This window comes from Salinifilum aidingensis (assembly GCF_054782015.1).
Genome location: NZ_BAAGTH010000017.1, coordinates 76982 through 103656 on the forward strand (window position 1 = coordinate 76982; position 26675 = coordinate 103656).

Consider the following 26675-nt stretch of genomic DNA (forward strand, 5'->3'; position numbering starts at 1 on the left):
CGAGTGGTTCCGGGCGGCCATGCACCCGTACTTACTCAAGATCGCCAGTCGCGCAAAATGATCAGTGTGCGGACGGCGTACAAGTGCCGGGCCTATCCGGACTCCGACCAAGCGGCCCAGTTGGGCCGCACGTTCGGCTGCGTGCGCCTGGTGTGGAACACGACCCTCGAGGCGCGGCACCGCCGCTACCACGTCGAAGGCCGGTCCACCTCGTACAAGGAAACGGACGCGAACCTCGCCGCGTGGAAGAAGACCGAGGACCTGGGGTTCCTGTCCGAGGTCTCCTCGGTGCCGCTGCAGCAGACGCTGCGGCACCAGCACACCGCGTTCGCGCATTTCTTCGCCGGCCGCGCGAAGTACCCGCGGTTCAAGTCCCGCACCGGCAAGCAGTCGGCGCACTACACCCGCAGCGCGTTCACGCTGCGCGGCGGGACGTTGAGGCTGGCGAAGCAGACGGCGCCGTTGCGGTTCGTGTGGTCCTGGCCGGACATCGATCCGGCCGCGTTGGACCCGACGATGGTGGTGGTCTCCCGCGAGCCGGACGGGCGCTGGTACGTGACCTTCGCCGTGGACACCGACGAGCCCGAACCCGCCCCGCGCACGGGCGAGGCGATCGGCGTGGACCTCGGAGTGACGGACTTCGCCACCCTGTCCACCGGCGAGACCATCGCCAACCCGAAGCACCTGGACCGCAAAGCCCGCAACCTCGCCCGCTACCAGCGGATGATGGCCCGCAAACGACGCGGGTCGAACAACCGGCGCAAAGCCAAGAAGAAGGTGGCGCGGGCGCACCGCAAGGTCCGCCACGCCCGCGCGGACTTCCTGCACCGCACCACCACGAACCTGGTGCGCCGCGCCGATGTGATCGCCATCGAGGATCTGAACGTTCAGGGTATGATCGCCTCGGCGAAAGGCACCGTGGAGGCCCCTGGCCGCCACGTGGCCGCGAAGGCGGGGTTGAACCGCAGCGTGTCGGATGCCGCGTTCGCCGAGTTCCGCCGCCAGCTGGAATACAAGGCCGAACGGGCCGGCAAGACCGTGCTCGCGGTGAACCGGTTCTACCCCAGCTCGAAAACGTGCTCCGCGTGTGGGCACCTGCTGAACCAGCTGAAGTTGTCGGTGCGGCACTGGACGTGCCCCGACTGCGGCACCCGGCACGACCGGGATGTCAACGCCGCGAAGAACATCCTGGCCGCTGGTCGAGCGGTAGCCGGGCAGCACCCCGGCCAAGCCTGTGGAGCTGATGCGAGTCCGCAAGGGTCCTCCCTTCGGCAGCCGGCGATGAAGCAGGAACCCTCGGGCGCGAGCCCGAGGGGAATCCCCACCCCTTGAGGGCGAGGAGGAAGTCAACGTTGCGCGTCCTCTTTCCCCGCGGCCAGTTCCGCGGCGTCGAACAAGGGCAGATCGGCCGGTTCCGGCTCGGGCGGTGGTTCGGCCTCGCGCCCGGTCGGCGAGGCGTCCGCCCGCGGCAGCCACCGGTGCGCGGCGGGGCTCAACAACCAGTCCTGCCCGCTCGCGGTGATCAGGCCGAGGCGCCGCAGCAGGGACAGCACGCTGTCGACCAGCCGCTCGTGGTCCTCCGTCGCCTGCCGCGACCACGCCGACGGGTGCTCCTCGACGAGTTCGCGGCAGGTCTCGGACAGCTCCCGCCGGGTGACCGGGTGGCGGCCGTCCCCGCGGGGCTCGCCGGACAGCAGCCGCGGCAGCGCCAGCAGCGCGATGCGGGCGACCGTGCTCGGGCCGGGGAAGACGACGTCGGTGAGGTAGTCCTCCGGGTCGGTGACCACGACGCCTTCCCAGCGGGACTCGGCGACGAGCCCGAAGAACCGCTCCAGCAGGTGCGACTCCCGGCCCAACCGGTTGCGCAGCCACCGCGCCTGCTCGGCGGGCAGGTCGGAGTAGAGCACCGCGGGATCCTCCACCAACCGCCGGCGCACCGCGTGCTCCGGGGAGTCCGCCGGCGGCGCGGCCGCGGTCTCGATCAGCTCCTCCGGCGAGGAGGCCGCGCCGATCGGGCCGACCGCGATCTGGCCCAGCAGGTCCGTGTCGATCGTGATGAGCGCTTCCGAGGAGGACTCGGCCGAGACCGTCCCCTCGGTCTCGGTGATCACGCCCAGCGCGACGAGGTGGCGCAGCGCCGCGGTGAGCACCCGGCGGTCGGCCTGGTCGTCGGTGATCGGCACGCCCGCCTCGGCCGCCGCCGCGCGGATGTCGCTGACCAGCCGCGAGAGCAGCACCTGGCGGCCGATGCCGGTCAGCGCGGCCAGGGCCAGGGCGACGTAGGCGTAGCCGCGCGGGGTCAGCGACGGATCGCCGCGGGTGCCGTCGGCGCCCGCGCCCGCCTTGACCAGCCGCGCGAACCGGCGCTCCACCACCAGCCGGTAGCCGAGCAGCGCGCCGAAGAGCTCCTGCAGCACCGACCGGTGGTGGTACATCAGCGGCAGCAGCTCGCCGTCCGCTCCGCCCGAGCGCACCAGCGGGCGGCGCAGCAGCACGCGCGCGCAGCGCACCACGTTCGCCGCGTCGATGTCGGACAGCTCGGCGAAGCCGGGCACCGGGTCGGTCTCGCCCGCGCTCATGACACCGCCTCCTGCTGCCCCCCGGTTTCGCCGCCCGCAGGGGTCCCGCCGAGCACGTCCAGTTCCGTGTCCGCCAGCGTCAGCGTGCCCGCCCCGCTGCGGACCCGCGTCCGCGCCCCGGGCCGCGGCCGCACCACCACGCGCAGCCGGTGCACCGGGTCGACGGCGGTGCCCGTCTCCTCCGGCGTCTCCCGCTGGGCCATGGCCAGGGTGAGCAGCTCGCACAGCATGCCCAGCGCCTCGGACGACAGCGCGTGCGCCTGCAGGTCCTGCCCCGCCGCGGCCAGCTCCGCCGCCGCGGCACCGCGCCGCTGGTCGGCCTCGCGCGCTTCGGCCAGCAGGGTGTGCTCGGTCATCGGGTCGTCCACCACCCGCGAGGTGCGCCCCCGCGCACCCCGGTCGCCGCGGCCGCGCACGCTGACCGTCACGTCCAGCACCGGGCCGTCCCGCCACGGCACCGACTCGTTGTCGCTGTCGTAGTCCGGCGCGGGCAGCAGGTGCCGCGCCGAGTGCAGGCCGAACGCCGCGGAGGCCAGCTGGTGCGCCTGCTCGGTGCCGGAGTCGGCGAACCACCGCGCCAGGGTGAGCAGCTCCGCGCGCCGCCCCGGCACGATCCCGCCGCCGGAGGTGGCGCGCTTGACCGTCGCCAGCAGCGATCCGATGGCCCGGGCGGTCGCCTCCCGCAGCGCGGCGACCTGGCTGGGCCGTCCGGGCGCGTCGACGAACCAGTCGGTCAGCTCCTGCCAGTCGGCCGCGGTGCGCCCGCGCGCCCGCTCGGTGTCGGCGCCGAACCCCTCCGCCGGGCCCAGCAGCCGCAGCAGCTCGCCGCGCCGGTCCGCCAGCGCGGTCAGCGCCCCGGCGATCGTCTCGGTGTGCCGCAGCACGTCCTCCACCACGCGGTGGATGTAGTCCACGAGCAGGTTGCGGAACCCGGAGATCTCCTCGGGGGCGAGCTGGTGCCGGGTGACCACCTGCCCGAGGTAGGCGTAGAAGTCGCGGACGGTCGCGGCCAGCTCCGCGTGCTGCAGGAACACCGTGGTGACCTGCTCGGCCAGCCGCTCGGTGGCCTGCTCCGCGTCCGCCGGCCCGCGCTGCTCGGCGTCCAGCGCCTCGTCCAGCGTCGCGCGGATCGCGCCCAGCCCGCGGTCGATCGCGGGCAGCAGCTCGCGGGAGATCTCGCGGGCGCCCTCGGGCACGCGCAGCAGCGCGTCCACGTCGCGCTGCACCCGCACGGCCAGCTTGCTCACCTGGTAGCGCACGCTGCCGTGCTGGAACTCGGAGATGCTCGACGCGATCGTCTCGCGGCGCCCCACGACGAGATTGCCCCAGCGCACGAGCTGCCGCAGGCGGTCGAGCACCGTGTCGGTGCCCGATTCACCGGGGGCGATGCGCCCCTCCCGCTCGGCCGCCGCCAGCGCCGCGGCCACTTCGCCGGCCGAGAGGTCCGCCAGCAGCGTCGAGGTGAACAGCCGCATGATCGCCAGGTACGTGCGGTGCTCCGGGGCCTGCAGGTAGGCGAACAGGTGCAGCCGACGCGCGCCGTCGGCGTCCTGTTCCGGGGCGTGCGCGGTGGAGGCGCCGAAGGTGTCCGGTGCGGTCGTGCCCGCCACGCCCGCGCGGAGCACGTCCGCTTCGTGATCCGGGACCGTCACGGTCCGCCACGATAACGGGTGCCGGGTGCACCGCTGCGCACCTGCCCAGGCGTGCGCACGAGCGATCCCCCGGCCGGGTAGCGTGGGCGGCCGGTCGCCGCGCCCGGTGGCCGGCGATCCCACCGACGGAAGGACAGCACGGTGAGCACGGCACGTGCCGTCGGGCTGCTGCTGGGGGCAGCGGCCGACGCCGCCTTCGGGGATCCGCGGCGGGGGCACCCGGTCGCGCTGTTCGGACGCGCGGCGCACGCGCTGGAGCGGCGCGTCCACCGCGACCACCGGGCGGTCGGAGCCGGGTACGTCGCCGTGCTCGCCGGCGGCGGTGCCGCAGCCGGCGCCGCGGCGCAGCACTGGGTCCGCCGGCGGCCGGTGGCGGAGACCGCGCTGACCGCCGCGACCACCTGGGCCGTGCTCGGCGGTTCCTCGCTGGCCGGTGAGGGAGCGGCGATGGCGCGCCTGCTCACCGCCGGGGACGTCCCCGGCGCGCGGGAGCGGCTGGCGCACCTGTGCGGACGCGACGCGGCCCTGCTCGACGAGGAGGGCCTGGCGCGGGCCACGGTCGAATCGCTCGCGGAGAACACCGGCGACGCGGTCGTCTCCCCGCTGCTGTGGGGCGCGGTCGCCGGCGTGCCCGGGCTGATCGGCTACCGGGCGGTGAACACGCTGGACGCGATGGTGGGGCACGTCTCACCGCACTACCGCAACTTCGGCTGGGCCGCTGCGCGCCTGGACGACGCGGTGAACGCGGTGCCCTCCCGGGCCGGCGCGGTGCTCACCGCGGCCTGCGCCCCGCTCGTCGGTGGGTCGGCGGCGGAGGCGCGGCGGACGCGGCGCCGCGACGCGGCCGCGCACCCGAGCCCGAACGCGGGGCAGCTGGAGTCCTCGTTCGCCGGGGCGCTCGGTGTGCGCCTCGGCGGGCGCACCGTCTACCGCAACGCCCCGGCCGGAGGGCCGGCTGCCGACGGCGGGGTTGCCGGCGGTGCTGCTACCGGTGGTGCTGCGGAAGCGGCCGGCAAAGCCTCCGGCGAAGCGGCCGAGCGGGCCGAGCAGCGGCCGGTCATGGGGCAGGGGCGCGCCGCGGGCGCCGCGGACGTCCCCCGCGCGGTGCGGCTCTCCCGCGCCGTCGGCGCGGCCTCGGCGGCGCTGGCCGCAGGGGTGGCGCTGGCGGCAGGAGCACACCGCCGCGGGCGCTGACGGGAGCGCGCCGACGCGGCACGTGCTGACCGCGGGGGTCACCGCAGAGGGGTGCGGGTCACGCTGGTGTGTGCTCGTGCCCGGGCGCGTCCAGACCTCGCTGACGGGCCCAGTCCTGCAGTGCCGCGGTGCGCTCGCGGCTCTGGTCCGGGGTTTGCTTCGCCAGTTGCGACACGCGCTGCGGGGACAGCTCGAGGATCGCGGCGATGTCAGCGCCCGACAAGCCACTGGCCTTCATGTCGGCGACCACCTTGCGGTACGGGTACCTCCGAGCGGCTTCCGCTTGGGCCAGTTCGGCTTCGTAGGTGGCTTCGCGGGCTTGCTGCACCTCTTGCTCGAGCGCGCCGCCCACCTCGAAGGTCACGGTCACGTCGACATCGGTGAGCGGCACGTCGAGCACGGTCGCGGCCAAGTCCCGGGCCATCGTGCGCGCCTCCGCAACGCTGCGTCCCTGGGTCGTCCCCAGCTCGCCGACCTGCACGATCCACCACTCGCCTTCGCGCGTGGCGGTGGCCGCGTACTGGTGTGCACTCACTTGATCCACCCCTTCGGTAGGCACGCGAGTTGCTTCTCGATGCTGTTCACCTGGGCCGAACTCCTCGGCGAACAGACCGCCGTGTGCTTCAGCGCCTTGTTCTGGTCCAACATCGACCCTGCGGACGCTTCCACCTGAACATGGACGCCCAGCTCGACCTCACGACCACCAGCTGGAACGACCTGCAGGCCGTCTCGGCAGGGCTCGCCCGGAGCAACACCTCGTGTCTGCATTGCTGGCAGGAGGTGATGGTGGTGGCGGCGATCAGCGTGCGCGACCTCGATGAGGAGGTGGCTGCCCGCCTGAAGGTGCGAGCCGCCCGCCACGGACGGTCGGTGGAGGCCGAAGTTCGAACGATCCTGACCGGCACCCTCGCTGGTGACGAGGATGACCGGTCCAACCTGGCCCAGCGTTCCGAGAGCGCTTCGCCGACATCGGCGGTGTCGAGCTGGAGATCCCTCCCCGGCGGGACATGCCCCGCGCGGCCGATCTGCCGGAGTAGTCGTGATCGTTGCCGGCCGCGAGAGCGCCGGCCGACCGATCGCCACCGCCGATGCGCAGATCGCGGCGATCTGCGCATCGCGAGAGGCGACGCTCGCCACCCGCAATACCGAGGGCTCCGAAGCCACCGGCATCAGCCTGCTCAACCCGTGGAACCGCTGACCGCGCTGCCCAACGCCAGACACACCGGCCACGACGGCTTCTCGATCAAGACGTTTCAGTAGTCCATCGGTCACTGACACATGATCAGTGCCGTGCTGTGGCCCCTGGAACCTCGGCGCCGCCGATTCCGAAGATCGCTGACGGCCTACGCGAGCTGAGGTTCTGGCCAGTTCACGGTTGTGGTGCGGTCGCAGTAGCTTCGATGGAGTGCTTCGATGAACTGGTCTCGGGCGACTGCTCCGTCGAAGCCGGAGCGCCTCGCGCAGCACCTCTTCGGCGTGCGGCCATTGCTCGGCCTCGCCGAGAAAGGCCGGGCTGGCGTCTCGCCGTGACAGGCGCACGTAGTCGACCGGGAGCTCGATGAGAACTGCACGATGCGGCGATGAGTTTTCCCGGCCCGGCCGGTCTACCGTTCGTCAAGTGATCAGAAAGCGCGAAGCAGGAGGAGCGACATGAGCCAGTTGCTGCGGGTCCAGAACTTCACCGTTTCGAGTGACGGATTCGGAGCCGGCGAGGGCCAGAGCCTTGAGAAGCCGTTCGGCCATGCTGATCCGGGGAACCTGCTCGCCTGGGCCTTTGCCACCGACCACCCACCCATCAACCGCTCCGAACCCGGCAGCCGAGGTCTGGAGGACTACTTCACGCGGGACTACGCTCGCAACATCGGTGCCGAGATCATGGGCCGCAACAAGTTCGGGCCGCAGCGCGGGCCCTGGCAGGACCACGAGTGGCAGGGATGGTGGGGTGACGAGCCCCCGTTCCACACGCCGGTGTTCGTCATGACGCACCACAAGCGCCCGTCGTTCACGCTCTCCGACACCACGTTCCACTTCGTCGACGGCGACCCGGCCGCGGTGCTCGCCCAGGCAAAGGAGGCAGCGCAGGGCCAGGACGTCCGGCTTGGCGGTGGGGCCACGATCATCCGGCAGTTCCTCGAGGCCGACCTCGTCGACACCTTGCATGTGGCGGTCGCGCCGATGAGGCTTGGCTCCGGGGCCCGGCTGTGGGAGTCCCCCGATGAGCTGCTCGACCGGTTCCACCAGGACGTCGTGCCCAGCCCGAGGAGCGGCGTGACGCACCACCTGTTCTGGCGGAAGTGAGGCCGGACCAGCCAGCCGGCGTGGGATCTGTCACCGGCGCCCGCGGCATGCAGGTACGACGTCTTGGTGGTCGTGGCTCATGAAGGTCTCCTCGGTCGTGTGTCCCAGAGTCGTGCACCGAGATATGACAAAACCCCGAAGCACAGCTCCGGGGCACGATGTCTATGTCAATGCGACTCGTCAGCGCCGGAGTGGATCCGGCGTCGCCGTCTGCTGAACGAATCGCATACAGTCAGTCTGCAACATGGCCTGCATGCTGCTGGCGCCACTGTGGCCGAGACGCGCGGGTGTACTCAGGGAACCCCCACCCGGCCGGGGTGGGCGGGACCTGCGACTGTGTGCTGGAACAGCGCTGACCAGGGCTGTCTCGCATGCCTAATGCGATGAAAATCTCAGTGAGGGGTGGCTGACCGGTACCCGGCGATCCCGACCCCGCCTCGACCAAGCCCTGGCCGCCTTCGCCCGTCACCGCTCGGCGCGGTCGGCGCTCACCCCTCCGCCACCGCGCTCGGCTTCGGCTCTCTCGGCTTCGGCCCGCTCCTCCTCGGCGATGGCCTGGGCCACGGCGCGCTTCTTGCTGCGCCGGCGGTTGCTGCCGCTCGCGCGGGGGGCTGGCGCACCGCGCGCGCCGGAAGTGCCGCCGCGGGAACCGCCCGCGCCCGAGCCGCTCCGCTCGCCACCGCGCGCGCTGGATCCGAACGCCCCGGTCGGACCGGCGCGCGATTCGGTGTAGACGAGGTAGCCGATGGCGATGACCGCCATGGCGCCGAAGGCGATCCACTGCAGCGCGTAGGAGAAGAACGGCCCGGACTCCAGGCGCGGCAGCGGCAGCGGCGACAGCACGCCCGGCTGCCCCTCGCCGAGCACGAAGTAGCCCGGCCGCAGGGGCAGGCCGGTGTCCGCGGCCACCGTGCCGGAGTTGATCGCGTACACCCAGCGCTGCCCGTCGTGCTCGAACGCGGGCCGGTTCTCGCTGTCGTGCTCGTTCGCGCGGACCCGCGCGGTCAGCGCGACCTCGCCCCGCGGGGGTGCGGCGTAGTCCGGCGCGCGCGTGCCGTTGACGGGGCGCACGAAGCCGCGGTCGATCAGCAGCACCGTTCCGCCGGTGGTGCGGAAGGGGGTGAGCACTTCGAACGCCGGCTCGCCGTGGACGGTGCGCTGCCAGCCGAGGTGCTCGTGCTCCGGCAGGTACCGGCCGCGGACGGTGACCTGCTGCCACTCGGTCCGCGCGCTCGGCCGCTCGCCGGGGGCGAGGACCTCGCGCAGCGGCTCCGGCGGGGAGTGGAACGACTCGGAGATCGCGTCGTTGCGCTGCTGCCGCTCGTCGTTGCGGCTGAACTGCCAGGGGGCGAGGACCGTGAAGCACAGCGTCGCGAACACCACGACCAGCGCGATCGTGCCGAGCCACCCCGGCCGCAGCAGAAACTTCAGGCGCACGTCCCCACAGTACGGTCGGCGGCCGCGCACCCGGGCGAAGGGGGATCGTTCAGCTGCGCAGCGCCGACCGCGCGGCGGCGACGGTCTGCCGGCCGAAGCCGGCGCCGAAGAGGACCGTGTGCACCAGCAACGGGAACAGCTGGTGCAGGCCGATGCGCTCGCGCCAGCCGTCGGCGAGCGGGCTCACCTGCTCGTAGCCGGCGATGATCCGCTCCAGGTGTGGGCAACCGAACAGGTGCAGCATCGCCAGGTCCGTCTCGCGGTGCCCGCCGTGCGCGGCCGGGTCGATGATCCAGGCCTGCCGCGACCAGTGCACGTTGCCGCTCCACAGGTCGCCGTGCAGCCGGGACGGCGGTTCGGGCGGTCCGGCCAGCTCCGGCAGCTGCGCGCACACCCGCTCGACCGTCTCGCCGTCGGAGCGGCTGAGCGCACCCGTGTCCACCGCGCGACGCAGGTAGGGCTCGACGCGGAACTGGGCGTAGAAGGTGGGCCAGTCGGCGCACGGTTCGTTGCGCATCGGCGCCAGCCCGATCCACGCGTCGGCGGGCCCGCCCGCGGGCGGAGCCCCGTGCGCCGGCGCTCCGGCGGCGTGCAGCCGGGCGAGCCCCCGGCCGAGCTCCTCGGCGGCCTCCGGCGAGGCGGATTCGGCGGGGACGTGCTCGAGCACGAGCCACTCGTCGTCCGCACCGAGCACCCCGGGCACCGGCACCGCGCCGGGCTCGGCGAGCCAGCGCAGCGAGGCGGCCTCGGCCGCGGCCGCGTTCGGCATCGACTGCGGCACGTGCTTGGCGAAGACGGTCCGCCCGTCGTCGAGCTCGGCGGTGAACGCCGCGGCCGTGTCCCCGCCGCCGACCGGGCGCGCCGAGCGCGCGGGGACGCCGGTGAGTTCGGCGATCGTCTCCTCGGGCCGCATGCTCCCCCTTCCGCGCCGCAGGTGACCGCGGGTCCGCGAGCGCTGCCGCGCCTCAGGCGCGGACCCGGTCGAGCAGGCCGGGCATGGCCGTCTCCACCATCTTCAGCACGTCGTCGAAACCGCGCGGGCCACCGTAGTAGGGGTCGGGCACCTCGGCGTCCTCCCCGGCGTCCGGGTCGAACGAGCGCAGCAGGTGCACCCGGGAGGGGTCGCCGACCGCGCGCCGCACCGCGCGCAGGTGGCCGTGGTCCATGGCCAGCAGCAGGTCCGCCGACAGGTGCCGCTCGTCCATCTGCGCGGCCGTGTGCTCCACCGGGTAACCGTGCTCGGCGAGCACCTCCTCCGCGCGCGGGTCGGCGGGTTCGCCCGCGTGCCAGGGTCCGACGCCCGCGCTGGTCACCTCGACGAGGCCGTCCAGGCCCGCCTCGCGCAGGTGCTGGCGGAACACCGCGGCGGCCATCGGGGAGCGGCAGATGTTGCCCGAGCAGATGAACGAGATGTGCACGGCGCCGAGGATACGCAGCCGCCCCGCGCGCTCCGCGCTGTGCCGCCGGAGGGGCCGGTGGTCCCGCGCGGCCGGTAGACTGCCGTGGATGACCAGCGGAGACGACTTGGACCTGTTGCGGCACCACGGCGACGTCGACGCCGCGGCGGGACTCGTCGACTTCGCGGTGAACGTGCGCGTGCCGCAGCCGCCCGAGTGGCTGCGCACCCGGCTCGCCGCGGCGATCGGCCGGCTGGGCGAGTACCCCTCCGCCGCCGCGGACCGCGCGGCGCGCGAGGCCCTGGCGCACCGGCACGGCCGGGACCCGGACGAGGCGCTCGTGCTGGCCGGTGCGGCCGAGGGGTTCACCCTGCTGGCGGCGCTGCGGCCGCGGCTGGCCGCGGTGGTCCACCCCTCGTTCACCGAGCCCGAGGTGGCGCTGCGCACCGCGGGCGTGCCGGTCACCCGCGCGGTGCTGGACGCCGCCGACGGCTACCGGCTGCGCGCCGAGCACGTGCCGGAGGAGGCCGACCTCGTCGTCCTCGGCAACCCCACCAACCCCACCTCGGTGCTGCACCCCGCCGAGGAGGTCCGCCGCCTGCTGCGGCCGGGGCGGACCGTGGTGGTCGACGAGGCGTTCGCCGACACCGTGCCGGGCGAACCGGAGTCGGTGGCGGGCTGCGCGGACTCCGGTCTGCTCGTGCTGCGCAGCCTCACCAAGATGTGGGGCATCCCGGGGTTGCGCGCCGGCTACGCGCTGGGCGCACCGGAGGTGCTCGCCCGCATGCACACCGCCCGTCCACATTGGCCGGTCAGCACGCTCGTGCTCGAGGCGGTGCAGGCCTGCTGCACCGGCGGGGCGGTCGCCGAGGCCGACCGGGCCGCGCGGGAGATCGCCGGCGCGCGGGAGCAGCTGCGGGCCGAACTCGCCGGCATCGCGGGTGTCTCCGTGGTCGGACCGGCCACCTCGTCGTTCCTGCTGGTCCGGGCGGAGAATGGTGCCAAGGTGCGGGCGGCGCTGCGCGAGCGCGGCATCGCCGTGCGGCGCGCCGACACCTTCCCCGGCCTGGACGAGGACCACTTCCGGGTCGCGGTGCGCGGCGCGGCGGACAACGCGTTGTTGACCTCCGCGCTGCGGGACATCCTCGGTCAGTGAAAGGACATCGGATGGCGGTACGGATGCGGGACGTGGTGGCGGCGCTGGAGACCGCCTACCCGCCGCGCCTGGCGGAGGACTGGGACGCCGTGGGCCTGGTGTGCGGCGATCCCGACGCGCCGGTGCGGCGCGTGCTGTTCTGCGTGGACCCGGTCGAGGCCACGGTGGCCGAAGCGGTCGAGTCCGGCGCCGATCTGCTCGTGGCGCACCACCCGCTGCTGCTGCGCGGGGTGCACGGCGTGCCCGCCGACGACCACAAGGGGCGCCTCGTCCACCGGCTGATCCGCCAGGGCGCGGGTCTGTACTGCGCGCACACCAACGCCGACACGGCGCGCCGCGGCGTGTCGGACGCGCTGGCCGAGGCGCTCGGGGTCGTGCCGAGCGCGCCGCTGGCGCCGCACGCCGAGGACTCCGGGACGGGGCTCGGCCGCATCGGACATCTGCCCGAACCGGAACCGTTCGCCGCGTTCGTCGAGCGGGTCGCCGAGCGCCTGCCGGCGACCGCGTGGGGCGTGCGCGGGGGCGGTGACCCCGAGCGCGTCATCAGCACCGTGGCCGTCTGCGGGGGATCGGGCGATGCGCACCTGGCCGCGGCCCACCGCGCGGGCGTGGACGCGTACGTGACCGCGGACCTGCGGCACCACCCCGCCGCCGAGCACCTGGCGCAGGCCGAGCTCCCGGGCACCGAGGTGCCCGCCCTGGTGGACGTGGCCCACTGGGCCAGCGAGTGGCCCTGGTGCGGCCGGGCCGCCGACGACCTGCGCGCGGCCCTGGCCGATAGTGTCGAGGTCCGGGTTTCCGCTCGCCGCACCGATCCGTGGACGGTGCACGCCGGTGCGGTCGCCGCCGATACAGCGAGTACAGGAAGGACGTCCGCGTGAAAGCCGATCCCGCCGTTCAGCGCCGGCTGCTCGACCTCGCCGGGGTGGACGCCGAACTCAACCGGATCACCCATCGGCGCCGAACACTTCCCGAGCTCGAGGAGATCGGCGAAGCAGAAGGGGACCTGCGCGCCAAGCGCGACGACCTCGTCGTGGCGCAGACCTCGCACGGAGACATCGACCGCGAGGTCAAGCGGTTGGAGAGCGAGGTGGAGCAGGTCCGCTCCCGGGAGAGCCGGGACCGCCAGGTCCTGGAGTCCAGCACGTCGGCCAAGCAGGCCGAGGACCTGGAGAGCGAACTGCAGTCGCTCGCGCGGCGGCAGGGCGTGCTCGAGGACGAGCTGCTCGAGGTGATGGAGCGCCGCGAGGCGCTGGAGACCAACGTGTCCAAAGCGGACGAAGCGGTGCGGGCCGCCGAGGAGCGCCTGGCGGACGCCCAGCGGCGCCGCGACGAGGAAGTGGCCGATTTGGACAGCGCGGAGGCCAAGCGCACCGCGGAGCGTCAGTCGATCGTCCAGCAGGTGCCCGAGCAGCTGCTCAACCTCTACGAGCGGATCCGCGGCCAGCGCGGTGTCGGAGTGGGCCGGCTGGAGGGCAGCCGCTGCGGCGCCTGCCGGCTGGAGCTCGACCGCGCCGCCCTCTCCGAGGTGCGCGAGGCCGCGGCCGACGACGTGGTGCGGCACGAGGACTGCGGCGCCATCCTGGTGCGGGCCAAGGGGGACTGATGGGGCGGCGGCTGATCGTCGAGGCCGACGGCGGTTCGCGCGGCAACCCGGGGCTGGCCGGCTGCGGGGCCGTGGTGCGCGACGCCGACACCGGTGAGGTGCTCGCCGAGCGCGCGGAGCAGCTCGGCGTGGCCACGAACAACGTGGCCGAGTACCAGGGGCTCATCGAGGGCCTGCGCGCGGCCCGCGACTGCGATCCGGAGTCGTTGACCGTGCGCATGGACTCCAAGCTCGTCGTCGAGCAGATGGCGGGCCGCTGGCGGGTCAAGCACGAGAACCTGCAGCCGCTGGCCGCCCAGGCCAAGCAGCTCGTCGCCGAGCTGCCGGGGCCGGAGTTCGTCTGGGTGCCGCGGGAGCAGAACAAGCACGCCGACCGGCTGGCCAACGCCGCCATGGACGGCGAGGACATCACCGAGCGGGAGGCGGTGCTCCCGGAGGTGCCCGCGGCACCGGCCACCGCTGCGCCCGCCTCCGAGGGCGCGGCGGCCCGGTCCGCCCCGGAGCAGCGGGCGGGCGACTGGCTCGGGGCCGTCGGTGCGCCGACCCGGTTGCTGCTGCTGCGGCACGGGCAGACGTCGATGTCGGTGGACAAGCGCTACTCGGGGCGCGGGGACGTCGAGCTGACGGAGCTGGGGCGGAGCCAGGCGCGGGCCGCGGCCGAGCGGCTGGCGAAGATGACCGGGGTGGCCGGGCCGGACGGGGACCCCGCGCCGATCGTGGCCTCGCCGCTGGTGCGCACGCGGCAGACCGCCGACGAGGTGGCAGCCGCGACGGGCGGCACCTGCGAGCTCCGCGACGGGTTGGTCGAGACCGACTTCGGCGAGTGGGAAGGCCTCACCTTCGCCGAGACGAGCGAGCGCTACCCCGAGCTGCACGGCCGGTGGCTCGGCGACCCGACGGTGGCCCCGCCGGGCGGGGAGAGCCTGGAGCACGTCGCGGAGCGGGTCTCGGCCGCCTGCGACGACCTGCTGCAGCGCTACGCGGGCCGCACGGTCGTCGTGGTCAGCCACGTCACGCCGATCAAGGCCCTGCTGCGCCGGGCGCTGGACGTCGGTCCCGGCGTGTTCTACCGGCTGCACCTGGACCTGGCCTCGCTGTCGGTCGTGGAGCACTACCCGGACGGCAACGCGTCGGTGCGGTTGGTCAACGACATCTCGCACTGGTCCTGAGCGGGGCCCGCCCCGGCCCGCGGCGCGGGCCGGGGCGGGCGGGCTAGACTGGGCGGACGGGATGAGCCGGCCGGGTGGCCGCGTCGGGCCGCGTCCGCGGACGCGGACCCGTCGAGGAAAGTCCGGACTCCGCAGGGCAGGGTGGTCGCCAACAGCGACCCGGGGCGACCCGCGGGAAAGTGCCACAGAAAACAGACCGCCCGGTCGTGGACCGGGTAAGGGTGAAACGGTGGTGTAAGAGACCACCAGCACCCCGGGTGACCGGGGTGGCTCGGTAAACCCCACCCGGAGCAAGGCCAAGAGGGTGCCGCAGGCACCTGCGCGGACGCTCGAGGGCTGCCCGCCCGATGTCCGCGGGTAGGCCGCTGGAGCCTGCCGGCAACGGCAGGCCGAGATGGATGGCCACCGCCCGGTGCTCGCGCGCGGCGCGGACCGGGCACAGAATCCGGCTTACAGGCCGACTCATCCCGTTCCCCCACCGCCGGTGCGCTCCGCGGCCGGGCCCGTTCTCCCGGGCCGCCGCTCCGGCGCGTCGGTGCCCGTCCCCGACCCCGCTCGGTGCGGTCGGTGTTCCTCCCCCGGACCCCCGGTGCGTCGGGTGGTGCACGCCGAGCTCCCGGCGGAATGGTGTTGGTCTCGCACGAATGACGCAGCGGGAATGTGAAAACGGTTCCGAACCGGGGCGCCGAGCGTGCGATGTCGGGAACGATGCGTCGTTTCGGGCGAAAATCCCCGTTCGCTCGCGGCAGATCGGGTCACATCGCCCCGCGCCCCTCTGGGTGGGAGGCCGCGGCGAACGCTACTCTTGGATCAGTGTCAAGATCACCGGGATCACCCGACATCCGGAACTGCAGACCACTATTTCCGATCACGATGTCATGTTCTACTCGTGTCGCCGCCGGATCACCTCCGGCCGGTGGAGGAGGTCCGATGACGTCGTGCGCACGCAGGGGTAACCGATGACCGCCATGTCGCTCGCCGCACAACTGGACATAGTCGCCCAGCAGACGCAGCTCGACACGGGTGGGTTGCGCAGCTGGATCCTGGACAACCTGCTTCCCCTGCTGCTGCTGGCCGTGGCGCTGCTGCTGCTGTGGCTCGGCGGCGGCAAGGGCGACAACGCGGGCGTCATGCGGCGCGTCGGCGGTGTTTTCGTCGCCCTGGCGATCATCGGGTTGGCGGTCACCGGCGCCGGCGTGGACCTCGGCACGTTCATCGCCGGGCTGTTCAGCACGAGCGGGTGACCGGCAGTGCGGGTGCGCACCGACGACGAGATCTACCGCGTCGACGCCGTCTGGCTCGGCCCGCCGAAGGCCACGTTCCCCTGGCGGGCCCGGTACGTGGCCTGGGGCGTGGGCATCGTCATCTTTCTGCTGGTGCTCGCCATCGAGCGCCGGATGAACATCGGGTTCGGTTTCTTCTCCACCGCCTGGGCGGTGGTCATCACCATCCTGCTCACGCGGGTGATCTGCTCGCGGATCAGCCACGAGCGCCCGCTCGGCGCGGTGATGACGATGTGGCTGCGCGAGCTCACCGCCCCCAGGGAGAAGACGTCGGGCCAGGGAGGAGCGGCCAGTGCTGCACGCATCCGGGTGAACTCGCACCGCCCCCAGTCCAAACAGTCCTCGCGGAGGCGTTCCCGCGCTGCGCGTGCCCAGCGGCAGCAGGTCCAGCGCCAATCGGCCCAGCGCGCGCAGCGCAGGCAGCCGGCCGAGCGGGCGCAGCAGAGCGGGCGCGCGCAGCGCGCCCGGCGGCAGCCCGCCTCGCCGCGCACCCGGAACGCCACCCGCAGCAGACGCGCGCGTAGCAAGGAGGTTCGCGGTGTTCGGTCGGCGAGACCGTGAGCGCGCCGCGCAACAGGCCCCCGGGCAGGCCCCGGGGGCGCAGCGTGGTCCATCCGCCCGCAAGCCCAAGAGCAAGCGCCGGCGGGGCGGGAGCGGTGGGGGCGAGCAGTCCGTCCCGACCTACACGCCCTCGATCGCCGCGCGCTCCATCGACGGGCACATCCTGCGCACCAACCAGGACGTCTTCGCCTGGTACCGGCTCTCGCCGCAGCGGTGGTCGTTCCGCTCCGACGGGCAGCGCCAGGACCTCATCGCCGCGATCGCGGGGCAGTACGCCGAGCTGCAGGGGCGGTGGATGCACCTGCGCGTGACCACCCGGCCGTACCCCATCCGGATGTGGGCCGAGGCGCACGTGCACAACGCGCGCAACGCGCCGCCGGACGTGTCCGGCGCGCTCTCCTTCGACGACTACATGGTCGGCGAGCAGCAGCAGCTCATGGGCCGGTCCATGGCCGAGAAGGAGGTCTACCTCGGCGTGCAGGTGCAGACCCGCAACGTGGTCGACCGCGCGGTGGAGCGCGCGGCGCCGCTGGTGCGCAGGGTCTTCCCCGAGGCCGTCGACGCCGAGCTCGTCGCGCTCGACAGCGAGATCGAGCACCTCGACCAGGTCATCGGCTCGGCCGGCCTGGACGGGCGGCCGGTCACCGCGGAGGAGATCTCCTGGCTGATGCACCGGTCCTGCTCGCTCGGCCTGCCCGCGCCGCGGAACCTCCCGGCCGTGCCCGGCGCTCCGTGGGAGCCGGAGGACCTCGCGTCGTTCACCGACGCCTCCGACATGCACCAGGAGCCGTACGCGCCGACGGTGACCGTGCGCGGCCGGACCGGCTCCAACGCCGGGGTCTCCCGCAACGTCGCCGTGCTCACCCTCGGCCAGTCGCACGGGCTGCAGATCCCGGAGATCGACGACCCGTGGATGCAGCACTCCGACCGGTTGTCCGCCCCGGTCGAGTGGTCCGCGCGGATCTACGTGCGCCGCCCCGAGGACGTCTCCGGCGAGCTGCAGCGGCAGATGAACAAGGTCCGCTCCCAGGTGCGGCACTACACCGAGGAACACGGGCTGGAGCCGCCGACCTCGCTGGCCCGCCAGGCCAGCCGCGTGCTCGAGATCGACGACGAGATGACCTCCGGGTTCACCGCGCTGGCCACGCGGGTGAAGTCGTGGTGGCGCATGGCCGTGTCCGGCCCGACCGAGCGCGACGCGCTGCGCCTGGCCCAGCAGCTGCTCGACCTGTACAAGCCGAAGATCGCCATCGAGCACCCGGAGGCGCAGTACTCGATGGCCCGGGAGTTCGTCCCCGGCGAGCCGCTGGCCAACGGCGCCTACCTGCGGCGCGGCTCGGTCGTGTGGGCGGCCTCGGCCGTTCCGCAGGCCACCGCCGAGGTCGGTGACCGGCGCGGCGTCCTGCTCGGCGAGACGTGCACCGCTACCCGGCGCCCCGTCGCCTGGGACCCGTGGATGTCCCAGGAGGTCCGCGACGCCTCCGGCCTGACGGCCATGGTGGCCGGTTTGGGCGGGGGCAAAAGTTTCCTCGGCGGCGGCCTGGTGTACAAGACGCTGCGGGCGGGGGCGCACTGGACGCTGCTCGACCCGTCGGGGCCGCTGGCCGAGCTGTGCACGCTGCCCGAGCTGCGCCCCTACGCCCGGCCGATCCACCTGCTCAACGCCCAGCCCGGCATCCTCAACCCGTACCGGGTGGTGGCCGAACCGGAGCTGGAGCACTTCGTCGACGAGGAGGACCCGGAGCGCAGCTGGCGGCGCGAGCGGGCGCTGGCGGCGGCGACCCGGCGCCGGCTGGTGCTCGACGTGCTCACCGGGCTGCTGCCGTACGAGGTCGCACGCCTGCCGCAGACGCGGATCGTGCTGCTGCGCGCGGTGCGCGCGGTGGGCGGGCACGCGGACGCCCACCCGGGCATGGTGTTCGAGGCGCTGCGGCGCGACGCCAGCGAGCACCACGAGCACGCGGTCGTCGTGGCCGACTTCCTCGACGAGATGCGCGAGCGGATGTCGCTGCTCATCCCCGAGTCGGACGCGGACCCGTACTCGGAGGGGCGCGACGACCGGCTCACCGTGCTCACCATGGCGGGGCTGACCCTGCCCAAGGACGGCACCGGACGCGACCAGTGGACCGACGCCGAGGCGCTCGGCGTGCAGCTGCTCAACCTCGCCGCCTGGTTGACCCAGCGCACCCTCTACGAACGCCCGAAGAACGAGCGCAAGGGCGTGTGGATCGACGAGGCGTTCTTCCTGTCGGAGGTGCCCACCGGCCGGGTGCTGATGAACCGCTTCGCCCGCGACTCGCGCAAGTGGAACGTCCGGGTGCTGCTGTCCAGCCAGATCCCGGCGGACTTCCTGCGCATCCAGGGTTTCGCCGCGCTGCTGGACTCGGTGTTCATCGGACGCCTCGACGACGAGCAGGCGCAGTCCGACGCCCTGCGGTTGCTGAAGGTGCCGGTCGAGTCCGGCTACGAGCAGGTGGTCTCGGCGCTGGGACGCCGTCCCGGACCGGCGCGCAACAGCACCGAGCGGGACCGCTCGCCGCGGCAGTTCATCTTCGGTGACGGCGCCGGCGGGGTGGAGAAGATCCGCATCGACTTCTCCGGTGAGCACCTGGAGCACATGCGCGACGCGCTGGACACCACACCGGCCGCCGACGACGCGCCGCAGGAGCGGAGCTCACCCGCCCGGGCCGACGGGGCCAACTCCGATCTCGCCGACACCGGCGGGGGCGAGCCCGCGGCCGGGCTCGCCCCCGTGCCGGAGGAGGAGGCGGAGGAGGACCTCGACTCCTTCGACGAGCTGGAGCTGGAGACCGTGGGGATCGGCGGGGACGGCGCCGCGGCGGCGCAGGACGCCGGCGCCGAGTCCCCGTGGCGGCCTTCCCGCGACAACGGCAGCGGCGACCGCCCGACCCGCCGGACGGGCGGCGAGCCGGGTGGGGACGAGACGTGGTGACCCGGCGGCGACGGACGGGGAACGCGCACGAGCACCGCGCCGGCCGGCAGCCGCGCGGTGCGCTGGCCGTGCTCGTGGCCGTGCTCGGCGGGATGCTGCTGTTCGCGGTGCCGGCCGCGGCGCAGGGCTTCGACTGCTCCGAACCGCCGAACCCGGAACGCCCGGGATCGGGCATGGTCGGTGCTCTCGACCCCGCACCGATCGGCACCGGCGAGCCCGGCAGCCCCTACGACGAGGTGGGCTACGCCGGGCTGGTCTGGCACACCTACGACCTGGGCTGCGGGCCGCAGGGCGTGACGAGCCCGCACGCGGTGGTCGACACGTGGCTGGGCAACGAGCTGTTCAACATCGCCAAGAACATCGTCGGCGCCACCAACGGGCTGCACTACGCGCTGCTGGACGGCGAGCTGCTCGACCCGCTCGACGAGCTCATCGCGACCGGCACCGTCGCGCTGTACGACAGCGTGTTCTCCCCGTGGTTCGGCCTCGTCGCGGTGGTGCTGGCGGTGGTGCTGTTCCGCTACATCTGGCAGGGGGACCTGGCCACGATCGGCCGGCGCACCATGTGGGGGCTGGCCGCGCTGTGGTTCGCCTCGGCGACGTACCTGACGCCGCTGGTGTACACGCACGTGCTCGACGACGTGGTGGTCACCGGGACCTCCACGGTGCAGGCCGGCTTCCTGCGCGAGGTCGGGGTGGACCAGACCCACGCGCTGCCGACGCTGCTGCACGACCAGGTGATCTACACCAACTGGCTGCGCGGGGAGTTCGGCTCGCCGGACTCCCCGCAGGCCGAAGAGCTCGGCCGCGACCTGCTGCGCGCGCAGACCTGGACCAAGCAGGAGGCCGCCGCCGGGGAGGACTCCGGTTCGCCGGAGTCGAAGAAGCAGCAGTTCGAGCAGGTCGTGGACCGCTCCGGCAGTGCGCGCGGCTACATCCAGGGCGTCGACGGCAGCCGGGTGGGCGCCGGGACCCTGGCGATGCTGCAGAGCTTCGCCTACGCGGCGTTCCAGCTGCTGGCGAAGGCGGCGATCCTGCTCGCGCAGGTGCTGCTGCGCGTGCTCATCCTGGCCGGTCCGCTCATCGGCCTCGTGTCGATCGTGTACCACCAGGTGCTGCGCGGCGTCGGCAAGATCGCGGGGGCGGCCGTGCTCAACGTCGTGCTCATCTCCGCGATGGCCGGGCTGCACACGCTGATCCTGACGTGGATCTTCCAGCCGGTGCGCAGTTTTTCGGCGCTGACGCAGATCATGCTGGCCGGGCTGGTCACGCTCGTGTTCCTCATGGTGTGCAAGCCCGTGCGCCGCATGGGCCAGATGGTGGAGCTGTCCGTCGGCGGGATGGGCAACGCCGTGCCGCGCGTGCCGCCCAGCCTGTTCTCCCGCTTCCGCGGCCGCGGCGGCAGCGGCGGGGACCGGTCCGAGGAGGGCGGCGGCGACTTCTGGGACCAGCTGCGCGGCGACGGCGCGTCGACGGCCGCTGCGGGCGACAACCGCACCGGTCGGCCCGAGGCCTCGCACCCCTCGGTGACGGCCACCGCGGTGCGGCTGGACCAGGACCGCTCGGGCGCCGCGGACGAGTCCGGCGGCACGGGCCCCGCTGGCACGAGCACCGCCGGCGGGCGGCGCCCCGGTGCGGGAGCGCTGCCGGAAGCCGGTTCGACCAGTCGGATCGTCGATACCGTCCCGGTGGCGGATGCCCAGTGGGACAACATCGACGATGATCCCGTACTGGTTCCGTCGCGCGTGGACGGGGAGTCGCGCACCGCCCGTCCCGCACCGGCGCGTGAACCCGGGAGTTCCGACCGCACCAGCGCCGACCGCGAAGTCGTCGCGGGACGCCCGGTCAACGTCGTCTACCGGCCGTCCCGGGGCTTGGAGGTCGCCGACGGTGCCGACCACCGCTCTCGAGGAGGCGCGTGATGCCGATCCGCACGCACCGGGGCCGGGCGGCCGTGTACCGCAGGCTGTGGGGCTGGCCGCTGCGCTCGCCCCGGCACCTGGCGATCGCGGTGCTCGTGGTGGCCGTGGTGGGCACGGGCGTCGGCCTCCTCCTGCCGGAGCCACCGCCGAGCCCGAGCTCGAGCGCTGAGCGCTCCGCGCAGCGCCGAGCGGAGGTGCCCGCGCCGAGTCCGGAGGAGGACCTCGCGTCGAAGTCCCCGCCGAGCCTGTCCGTGCCGACCCGGTCCCCGCGCCCGGCCCCGGCGGACCCGGCGGGTGTGGACGCCGTGCGCTCCTGGGGGAAGCGCTGGGTGGACTACCGCGGCGGGGACCAGGCGCAGTGGCTCGACGGGCTGCGCCCGTACACCACCGACGAGTTCATCACGGTCATGGAGTCGGTGAACCCGGCCAACGCGGGCAACGCGATCACGGGGGCGCCGAAACCGATGGAGTCGACGCGCACCTCGATGGTCGTGCGCCTGCCCACGGACGTGGGCGTCCTGCGCGTCACCGCGGTGCGCACGCAGGACGGCTGGCGCGTCGCCAACTACACCGGGGAAGGCTGAGATGCGGAAACTCGCCCTGGTCCTGGTGCTCGCCGTCGGGTTCGGCGGGCTCGTCGGAGCCGGTGCGCTGACCGCGCTGCTCGCCGGCGGGCTGGGCGGCGGTCGCGGGGAGGACCGGTGGTCCAGCTGCAACAGCTCCCTCGGCCCGTGGGGCAGCGGCGCCGGGAGCGGCGAGCAGCAGGCAGCCGCGCTCGACCGCGAGTCCCGCGGCATCGCCCAGCGGATCATCGAGATCGGCAAGCAGCGCAACCTCCCGCCGCGGGCCTGGCAGATCGCCATCCAGGCCGGCAAGACCGAGTCCAACCTGGCGAACCTGACCTACGGCGACCGCGACTCGCTGGGGATCTTCCAGATGCGCCCGTCCATGGGCTGGGGGACGGTGCAGCAGGTCACCGACGTCGAGTACCAGGTCAACAAGTTCTACGACGTGCTGCAGGAGGTCTCCGGCTGGCAGGAGATGCGCCCCGGCGCGGCCGCCCAGCGGGTGGAGCGCTCGGCGTTCCCGATGCGCTACCACGAGTGGGAGCCGCTGGCCGCGCACCTGGTCAGCGTCGAGGGCGAGGTGCAGGGCGTCAGCGGCTGCGAGGACCTGCCCGATTCCGGGGCGATGGTCCAGCAGGTCATCAGCTACGCCGAGGACCAGCTCGGCAAGCCGTACGAGTGGGGCGCGGCCGGGCCCGCGGCGTTCGACTGCTCCGGGCTGACCCAGCAGGCCTGGCGCGCGGCGGGGGTGACCATCCCGAAGTACTCGCAGTCGCAGTACTTCGAGGGCGGCGAGCGGGTGCCGCTGTCCGAGGCGCGCCCCGGCGACCTCGTGTTCTGGGGCAAGGAGCGGGCTCCGAGCGGGATCCACCACGTGGCCCTGTACCTCGGCGACAACGAGGTGCTGCACGCCCCGCAGCCGGGGGAGGACGTCGAGCGCACGCAGCTGTGGGACGGCGGGGAGCTGCTGCCGCACGTGGTGCGCCCCGCGGGTGGCGCGCCGCAGCAGGGCGCGGGATTGCCCCCGGCGGGCGCGGACAGGTGAGAATGACGACGGGGCGCCTGATCACCCGCGCCTGAGCCGCACATCCGGGAGAGGTCGATCATGTTCACGCCGGACCCGATCCAGCGGCCCAGCGGCCCGCGCGCTTCGAGCACACCGCTCGGGGACTACCTGGCCGGGGCCGAGCAGGGCGTCGACGCCGAGTACGCCGTCCTGCCCCGCTCCTTGGCGGAGTCCATGCCCCTGCCGTGGCAGCAGCAGATGCGCAACCTGCTCGCCGAGTTCCACCAGGCCTACGGGCACGTCCCGTGGCCGACGTACCGGGTGGTGCCGTCGCGGTACGAGCGCGTCGCCGATCTCGACGACGACCAGCTCGCGGAGATCGGGTGCACCGTGGAGGTCGCCGACGACGGCGAGCTCGAGTACCGGATGCGCGACGGCGAGCGCATCGAGGACCCGGAGACCCACCGGGTGCTCGTCTCCTGCCTGGACCCGGTGGCCCGGCCGGACGAGGAAGGCCCCACCCCGGCCGCCGCACCACCGGCCTGGTGAGCACGCGCACGCGTTCGAGCGATTCGCACACCGAAGCGTGACATGTGCGCCGACGCGTGCGAGGCTGGCGCCATGCCGCACGGGCGCTGGTACTACTGCCTTCGGCACGAGCAGGTGGAGCCGAAGGCCGGCTGTCGCGCATCCGACAGACTCGGCCCGTACCCCGACCCGGACACGGCCTCGCGCGCGCTGGAGATCGCCCGGGAGCGGACGCAAGCCGCCGACGAGGCCGACCAGCGCTTGAACGAGGAGGAGTGAGCTCCCGTGGCAGCGGCGCGGGGACCTTTCGACGGGACCGGGGTCGCTGCTGACGCGCCGGGCGCGCGCTTCGCGGCGGAGTACGTGCCGCCGCGCGCCCGCGCACCGCGGGACTTCTCCGCGGTCCGCGGCGAACTCGGATTGAGCGCGGAGTTCCCCGCGCCGGCGCTGGGCGAGGCCGAACGGGCCGCCGCGTCCTCCCCGGGCGGCGCTCGGCGCTGCGACGCCACCGACCTCCCGCTCGTCACCGTGGACCCGCCCGGCGCCCGGGACCTCGACCAGGCGGTGCTGCTCGAACGCCGCGGCCGGGGCGGTTTCCGCGTGCACTACGCGATCGCCGACGTGGCCGCGTTCGTGCGTCCCGGCGGCGCGCTCGACCGGGAGACGCGCCGCCGCGGGCAGACGCTGTACCTGCCCGACGGCAACATCCCGCTGCACCCGCGGGTGCTGTCCGAGGACGCGGGCAGCCTGCTGCCGAACCGCGTGCGCCCGGTCGTGCTGTGGCGCATCGACCTGGCCGAGGACGGCGCGGTCGAGGACTTCGACGCGCGGCGCGCCCTGGTGCGCTCCACCGCGATGCTGGACTACCGGGGTGTGCAGCGCTCCCTGCGGGCCGGTCGCCCGCACCCCGCGGTGGCGCTGCTGCCCGAGGTGGGGCGGTTGCGGCGGCGGCAGGCGATGCTGCGCGGGGCCATCGAGCTCGGGCTGCCGGAGCAGCAGGTGGAGCCGGACGGCACGGGCGGGTGGCGCCCGGCGCTGCGGCCGCGCACCGAGGTCGAGGAGTGGAACGCGGAGATCTCCCTGCTCACCGGGATGTGCGCGGCCGAGCTCATGCTCTCCGCCGAGGTGGGGGTGCTGCGGACCGTGCCGGAGCCCGATGCGGACACGGTCGCCGCGCTGCGCCGGTCGGCCTGGGAGCTCGGCGTCGACTGGCCGGAGCACGTGCCGGTGGCGACCGCACTGGCCGAACTGGACACCGCGCGGCCCGAAGCGCTGGCCGTGCACGTGGCCGCCACGCGCCTGCTGCGCGGCGCCGGCTACACCGCGTTCGACGAGGAACTGCCGCGCAAGGCCACGCACGCGGGCATCGGCGCGGCCTACGCGCACGTCACCGCCCCGCTGCGGCGCCTCGTGGACCGCTACAGCGCGGAGGTGTGCCTGGCGGTGCTCGCGGGCAGGCCCGTGCCGTCGTGGGCCCGGGAGGCGCTCGGCGACCTGCCCTCGGCGATGGGCAGTTCGGACCGCGTGGCCACCCGGGTGGAGCGGGCGTGCATCGCCCAGGCGCAGGCCTGGTCACTGGCGGGACGCGTGGGCGACGCCTTCCCGGCGACGGTGCTGCGCGTGCCGAACGGCGAGGCGGGGGAGGTGTTCGTCACCGATCCGCCGGTCATCGCCCGCTGCACCGGCTCGGGGCTGTCCGAGGGGCAGCACGTGCGGGTGCGGTTGGCGGCGGCGGACCCCGCGGAGCGCGACGTCGCCTTCGAACTGGCCTGAGCTGGCCACCGCCTGCGCCCCCGGTCGCTGGTGCGCCCGATCAGCTGGTGCGCCCGATCAGCTGAACGTGTGATGACCGGCACGTCCCGTGCCGGTGGCGCCACGCCTAGCGGCCGGTGATCGTTGGGGAACGACGTCGTCTTCCGGTCGAAAGGGGTTCGCGTGGCTGGCGTGCGGGACATGACCATCGGGGTGCTCGGGGGAACGGGTCCCCAGGGCAAGGGACTCGCCATCCGGTGGGCGCAGGCGGGGATGCGGGTGCTCATCGGCTCCCGCAAGGCCGAGCGGGCGGCCGAGGTCGCCGAGGGCATCGCCGAGCAGAGCGGTGGCGGCGTCGCCGGCCGGGACAACGCTGCCTGCGCCGCGGAGTCCGACCTCGTCGTGGCCGCGCTGCCGTGGGAGGCGCACCGGGACACCCTGAGCGCGCTGGCGCCGCAGCTGGCCGGCAAGATCGTCGTCGACTGCGTCAACCCGCTCGGCTTCGACGAGAAGGGCCCGTACGCCCTCGAGGTGGCGGAGGGCAGCGCCGCGCAGCAGGCGGAGCAGCTCCTGCCGGACTCGCGCGTGACCGCCGCGTTCCACCACGTCTCCGCGGTGACGCTGGCGGACCTGGACGTGCCGCACGTGGACCTGGACGTGCTCGTGCTCGGCGACGACCGGGAGGCCACCGACGTGGTCCGCGAACTCGCCGCCGTCATCCCCGGCGTGCGCGGCATCTACGGCGGTCGCTTGCGCAACGCCCACCAGGTGGAGGCGTTCACGGCGAACATCATCGCGATCAACCGCCGCTACAAGGCGCACGCCGGGGTGCGCGTCACCGACGTCTGAACCGCTACATCTCGGCGCGGCGACCCCCGTCGACGGTCCAGGCGGCACCGGTCACGAACGCCGCCCTCGGCGAGAGCAGGAACGCTGCGACGTCGCCGAGCTCCTCGGGCGCGCCCGAGCGGCGCAGCGGTGTGGCCTGCTCCGCGTCGGTCTGCGACCGGGGGTTGGCCGCGGCCAGCGAGCGGGCCCGCTCGGTGTCGAACCGGCCGGGAAGCACCGCGTTCACCCGCACCCCGCGCGGGCCCACCTCCTCGGCGAGGTCCTTGACGAAGCCCTGCGCGGCGGGGCGGGCCACGTTGGAGCTGGCCAGACCCGGCAGCGGTTCCGCGCCGGAGGTGGAGGTCAGCACGACGATCGCGCCGCCCTCGCCGAGTTCGGCCGCCACCGCGCGGGCGGTGCGGATCGGTGCGATCGCGGCGATCTCCAGCCCGGCGCGCAGGGTCTCGTCGTCCAGCGCGCTCGGGGTGCCCGGCGGGGGACCGCCGTGGCTGACGAACAGCCCGTCGAGCCGGCCGAAGCGCTCGCGCGCGGCAGCGATCAGTTCCCGGGGCGTGCCGGCCGCGGTGAGGTCCGCGGCCACACCCGCCGCCCGGTCGCCGAGCCGGTCCGCGGCGGCATCGGTGTTCTCCTGCGAGGAGGCGGAGAGGACGACGTTGGCGCCTTCCCGCACCAGGCTGCGGGCCGCGGCGAAGCCGAGGCCCTTGCTGGCGCCGGTGACGATGTAGCAGCGTCCGGCGAGTTCGAGATCCATGGTCGGCGAGCCTAAA

Annotated in this window: 24 protein-coding genes, 1 other RNA gene and 2 pseudogenes; 20 read left to right on the plus strand and 7 right to left on the minus strand. The window is 73.8% G+C overall.

The window, feature by feature from the left end:
- Positions 1-57 precede the first annotated feature (57 nt).
- Positions 58-1332 carry an RNA-guided endonuclease InsQ/TnpB family protein gene (locus ACYVJE_RS20240; protein ID WP_461145696.1) on the plus strand — a complete coding sequence of 425 codons (1275 nt, stop codon included), beginning with the start codon at positions 58-60 and terminating at the stop codon, positions 1330-1332.
- A gap of 14 nt (positions 1333-1346) precedes the next feature.
- Here ACYVJE_RS20240 and ACYVJE_RS20245 read toward each other — a convergent pair whose 3' ends face one another.
- Positions 1347-2579 (minus strand): TIGR02678 family protein, encoded by a 1233-nt coding sequence (locus tag ACYVJE_RS20245; RefSeq protein ID WP_461145697.1) that lies wholly within the window; start codon positions 2577-2579, stop codon positions 1347-1349.
- Positions 2576-4231, minus strand: coding sequence for a TIGR02677 family protein (locus ACYVJE_RS20250; RefSeq protein WP_461145698.1), 1656 nt, complete (start codon positions 4229-4231; stop codon positions 2576-2578). The genes ACYVJE_RS20245 and ACYVJE_RS20250 overlap by 4 nt, the downstream gene beginning before the upstream one ends.
- A gap of 141 nt (positions 4232-4372) precedes the next feature.
- On the opposite strand from ACYVJE_RS20250, the gene ACYVJE_RS20255 reads away from it, so the two are divergent.
- Positions 4373-5425, plus strand: a complete 1053-nt coding sequence (locus tag ACYVJE_RS20255) for a cobalamin biosynthesis protein (RefSeq protein WP_461145699.1) — start codon at positions 4373-4375, stop codon at positions 5423-5425.
- A gap of 58 nt (positions 5426-5483) precedes the next feature.
- On the opposite strand, the gene ACYVJE_RS20260 is transcribed toward ACYVJE_RS20255, so the two are convergent.
- On the minus strand, positions 5484-5960 hold the full coding sequence (locus ACYVJE_RS20260; RefSeq protein WP_461145700.1) for a hypothetical protein: 477 nt from the start codon (positions 5958-5960) through the stop codon (positions 5484-5486).
- A 248-nt stretch (positions 5961-6208) separates the two neighbouring features.
- Between ACYVJE_RS20260 and ACYVJE_RS20265 the strand changes: the two are divergent.
- From ACYVJE_RS20265 to ACYVJE_RS20275, 3 genes and pseudogenes are all read left to right on the plus strand, one after another.
- A pseudogene (locus ACYVJE_RS20265) lies at positions 6209-6274 on the plus strand (hypothetical protein); the annotation flags it as partial.
- Between the two features lie 190 nt (positions 6275-6464).
- A complete protein-coding gene (locus ACYVJE_RS20270) occupies positions 6465-6623 on the plus strand; it encodes a PIN domain-containing protein (RefSeq protein WP_461145720.1) in 159 nt (52 codons plus the stop codon).
- 452 nt (positions 6624-7075) lie between these two features.
- Positions 7076-7723 (plus strand): dihydrofolate reductase family protein, encoded by a 648-nt coding sequence (locus ACYVJE_RS20275; protein ID WP_461145701.1) that lies wholly within the window; start codon positions 7076-7078, stop codon positions 7721-7723.
- Positions 7724-8188: 465 nt separating this feature from the next.
- On the opposite strand, the gene ACYVJE_RS20280 is transcribed toward ACYVJE_RS20275, so the two are convergent.
- Genes ACYVJE_RS20280 through ACYVJE_RS20290 form a run of 3 tightly spaced genes read right to left on the minus strand, consistent with a single transcriptional unit; the run spans position 8189 to position 10533 of the window.
- Positions 8189-9160: an SURF1 family cytochrome oxidase biogenesis protein gene (locus ACYVJE_RS20280; protein WP_461145702.1), complete on the minus strand. Its 972-nt coding sequence runs from the start codon at positions 9158-9160 to the stop codon at positions 8189-8191.
- Positions 9161-9209: 49 nt separating this feature from the next.
- Positions 9210-10073, minus strand: a complete 864-nt coding sequence (locus tag ACYVJE_RS20285; RefSeq protein ID WP_459158915.1) for a fructosamine kinase family protein — start codon at positions 10071-10073, stop codon at positions 9210-9212.
- 52 nt (positions 10074-10125) lie between these two features.
- Positions 10126-10533: a low molecular weight protein-tyrosine-phosphatase gene (locus tag ACYVJE_RS20290; RefSeq protein ID WP_461145719.1), complete on the minus strand. Its 408-nt coding sequence runs from the start codon at positions 10531-10533 to the stop codon at positions 10126-10128.
- 133 nt (positions 10534-10666) lie between these two features.
- On the opposite strand from ACYVJE_RS20290, the gene cobC reads away from it, so the two are divergent.
- The 15 genes and pseudogenes from cobC (at position 10667) to npdG (ending at position 25908) form a co-directional block, all read left to right on the plus strand.
- A complete protein-coding gene (gene cobC / locus ACYVJE_RS20295) occupies positions 10667-11713 on the plus strand; it encodes an Rv2231c family pyridoxal phosphate-dependent protein CobC (RefSeq protein ID WP_461145703.1) in 1047 nt (348 codons plus the stop codon).
- Positions 11714-11724: 11 nt separating this feature from the next.
- The gene (locus ACYVJE_RS20300; protein WP_461145704.1) at positions 11725-12594 is read left to right on the plus strand and encodes a Nif3-like dinuclear metal center hexameric protein; all 870 of its coding nucleotides are present in this window, start codon (positions 11725-11727) and stop codon (positions 12592-12594) included.
- Positions 12591-13319 (plus strand): zinc ribbon domain-containing protein, encoded by a 729-nt coding sequence (locus tag ACYVJE_RS20305; protein WP_459158918.1) that lies wholly within the window; start codon positions 12591-12593, stop codon positions 13317-13319. Before ACYVJE_RS20300 ends, ACYVJE_RS20305 begins: the two co-directional genes overlap by 4 nt.
- The gene (locus ACYVJE_RS20310; protein ID WP_459158919.1) at positions 13319-14488 is read left to right on the plus strand and encodes a bifunctional RNase H/acid phosphatase; all 1170 of its coding nucleotides are present in this window, start codon (positions 13319-13321) and stop codon (positions 14486-14488) included. Before ACYVJE_RS20305 ends, ACYVJE_RS20310 begins: the two co-directional genes overlap by 1 nt.
- Before the next feature lie 62 nt (positions 14489-14550).
- Positions 14551-14957: RNase P RNA component class A (gene rnpB / locus ACYVJE_RS20315), an RNA gene on the plus strand.
- Positions 14958-15447: 490 nt separating this feature from the next.
- Positions 15448-15732: a hypothetical protein gene (locus tag ACYVJE_RS20320; protein ID WP_459158920.1), complete on the plus strand. Its 285-nt coding sequence runs from the start codon at positions 15448-15450 to the stop codon at positions 15730-15732.
- A 6-nt stretch (positions 15733-15738) separates the two neighbouring features.
- Positions 15739-16099 (plus strand): annotated as a pseudogene (locus tag ACYVJE_RS20325) (hypothetical protein); the annotation flags it as partial.
- 210 nt (positions 16100-16309) lie between these two features.
- A complete protein-coding gene (locus ACYVJE_RS20330; RefSeq protein ID WP_459158921.1) occupies positions 16310-19285 on the plus strand; it encodes an ATP-binding protein in 2976 nt (991 codons plus the stop codon).
- Positions 19282-21207, plus strand: a complete 1926-nt coding sequence (locus ACYVJE_RS20335) for a hypothetical protein (protein ID WP_461145705.1) — start codon at positions 19282-19284, stop codon at positions 21205-21207. The genes ACYVJE_RS20330 and ACYVJE_RS20335 overlap by 4 nt, the downstream gene beginning before the upstream one ends.
- Complete coding sequence (locus ACYVJE_RS20340; RefSeq protein ID WP_461145706.1) at positions 21207-21791, plus strand: hypothetical protein; 585 nt, start codon at positions 21207-21209, stop codon at positions 21789-21791. Before ACYVJE_RS20335 ends, ACYVJE_RS20340 begins: the two co-directional genes overlap by 1 nt.
- Position 21792: 1 nt before the next feature.
- Positions 21793-22818 (plus strand): C40 family peptidase, encoded by a 1026-nt coding sequence (locus ACYVJE_RS20345; RefSeq protein WP_461145707.1) that lies wholly within the window; start codon positions 21793-21795, stop codon positions 22816-22818.
- Between the two features lie 60 nt (positions 22819-22878).
- Positions 22879-23328, plus strand: coding sequence for a hypothetical protein (locus tag ACYVJE_RS20350; RefSeq protein WP_461145708.1), 450 nt, complete (start codon positions 22879-22881; stop codon positions 23326-23328).
- Between the two features lie 72 nt (positions 23329-23400).
- Positions 23401-23586, plus strand: coding sequence for a hypothetical protein (locus ACYVJE_RS20355; RefSeq protein WP_461145709.1), 186 nt, complete (start codon positions 23401-23403; stop codon positions 23584-23586).
- A gap of 6 nt (positions 23587-23592) precedes the next feature.
- On the plus strand, positions 23593-25080 hold the full coding sequence (locus ACYVJE_RS20360; RefSeq protein ID WP_461145710.1) for an RNB domain-containing ribonuclease: 1488 nt from the start codon (positions 23593-23595) through the stop codon (positions 25078-25080).
- 162 nt (positions 25081-25242) lie between these two features.
- Entirely contained in the window at positions 25243-25908 is a 666-nt protein-coding gene (gene npdG, locus ACYVJE_RS20365; RefSeq protein ID WP_461145711.1) for an NADPH-dependent F420 reductase, read from the plus strand.
- 4 nt (positions 25909-25912) lie between these two features.
- On the opposite strand, the gene ACYVJE_RS20370 is transcribed toward npdG, so the two are convergent.
- Complete coding sequence (locus ACYVJE_RS20370; protein WP_461145712.1) at positions 25913-26659, minus strand: SDR family oxidoreductase; 747 nt, start codon at positions 26657-26659, stop codon at positions 25913-25915.
- Positions 26660-26675 lie beyond the last annotated feature (16 nt).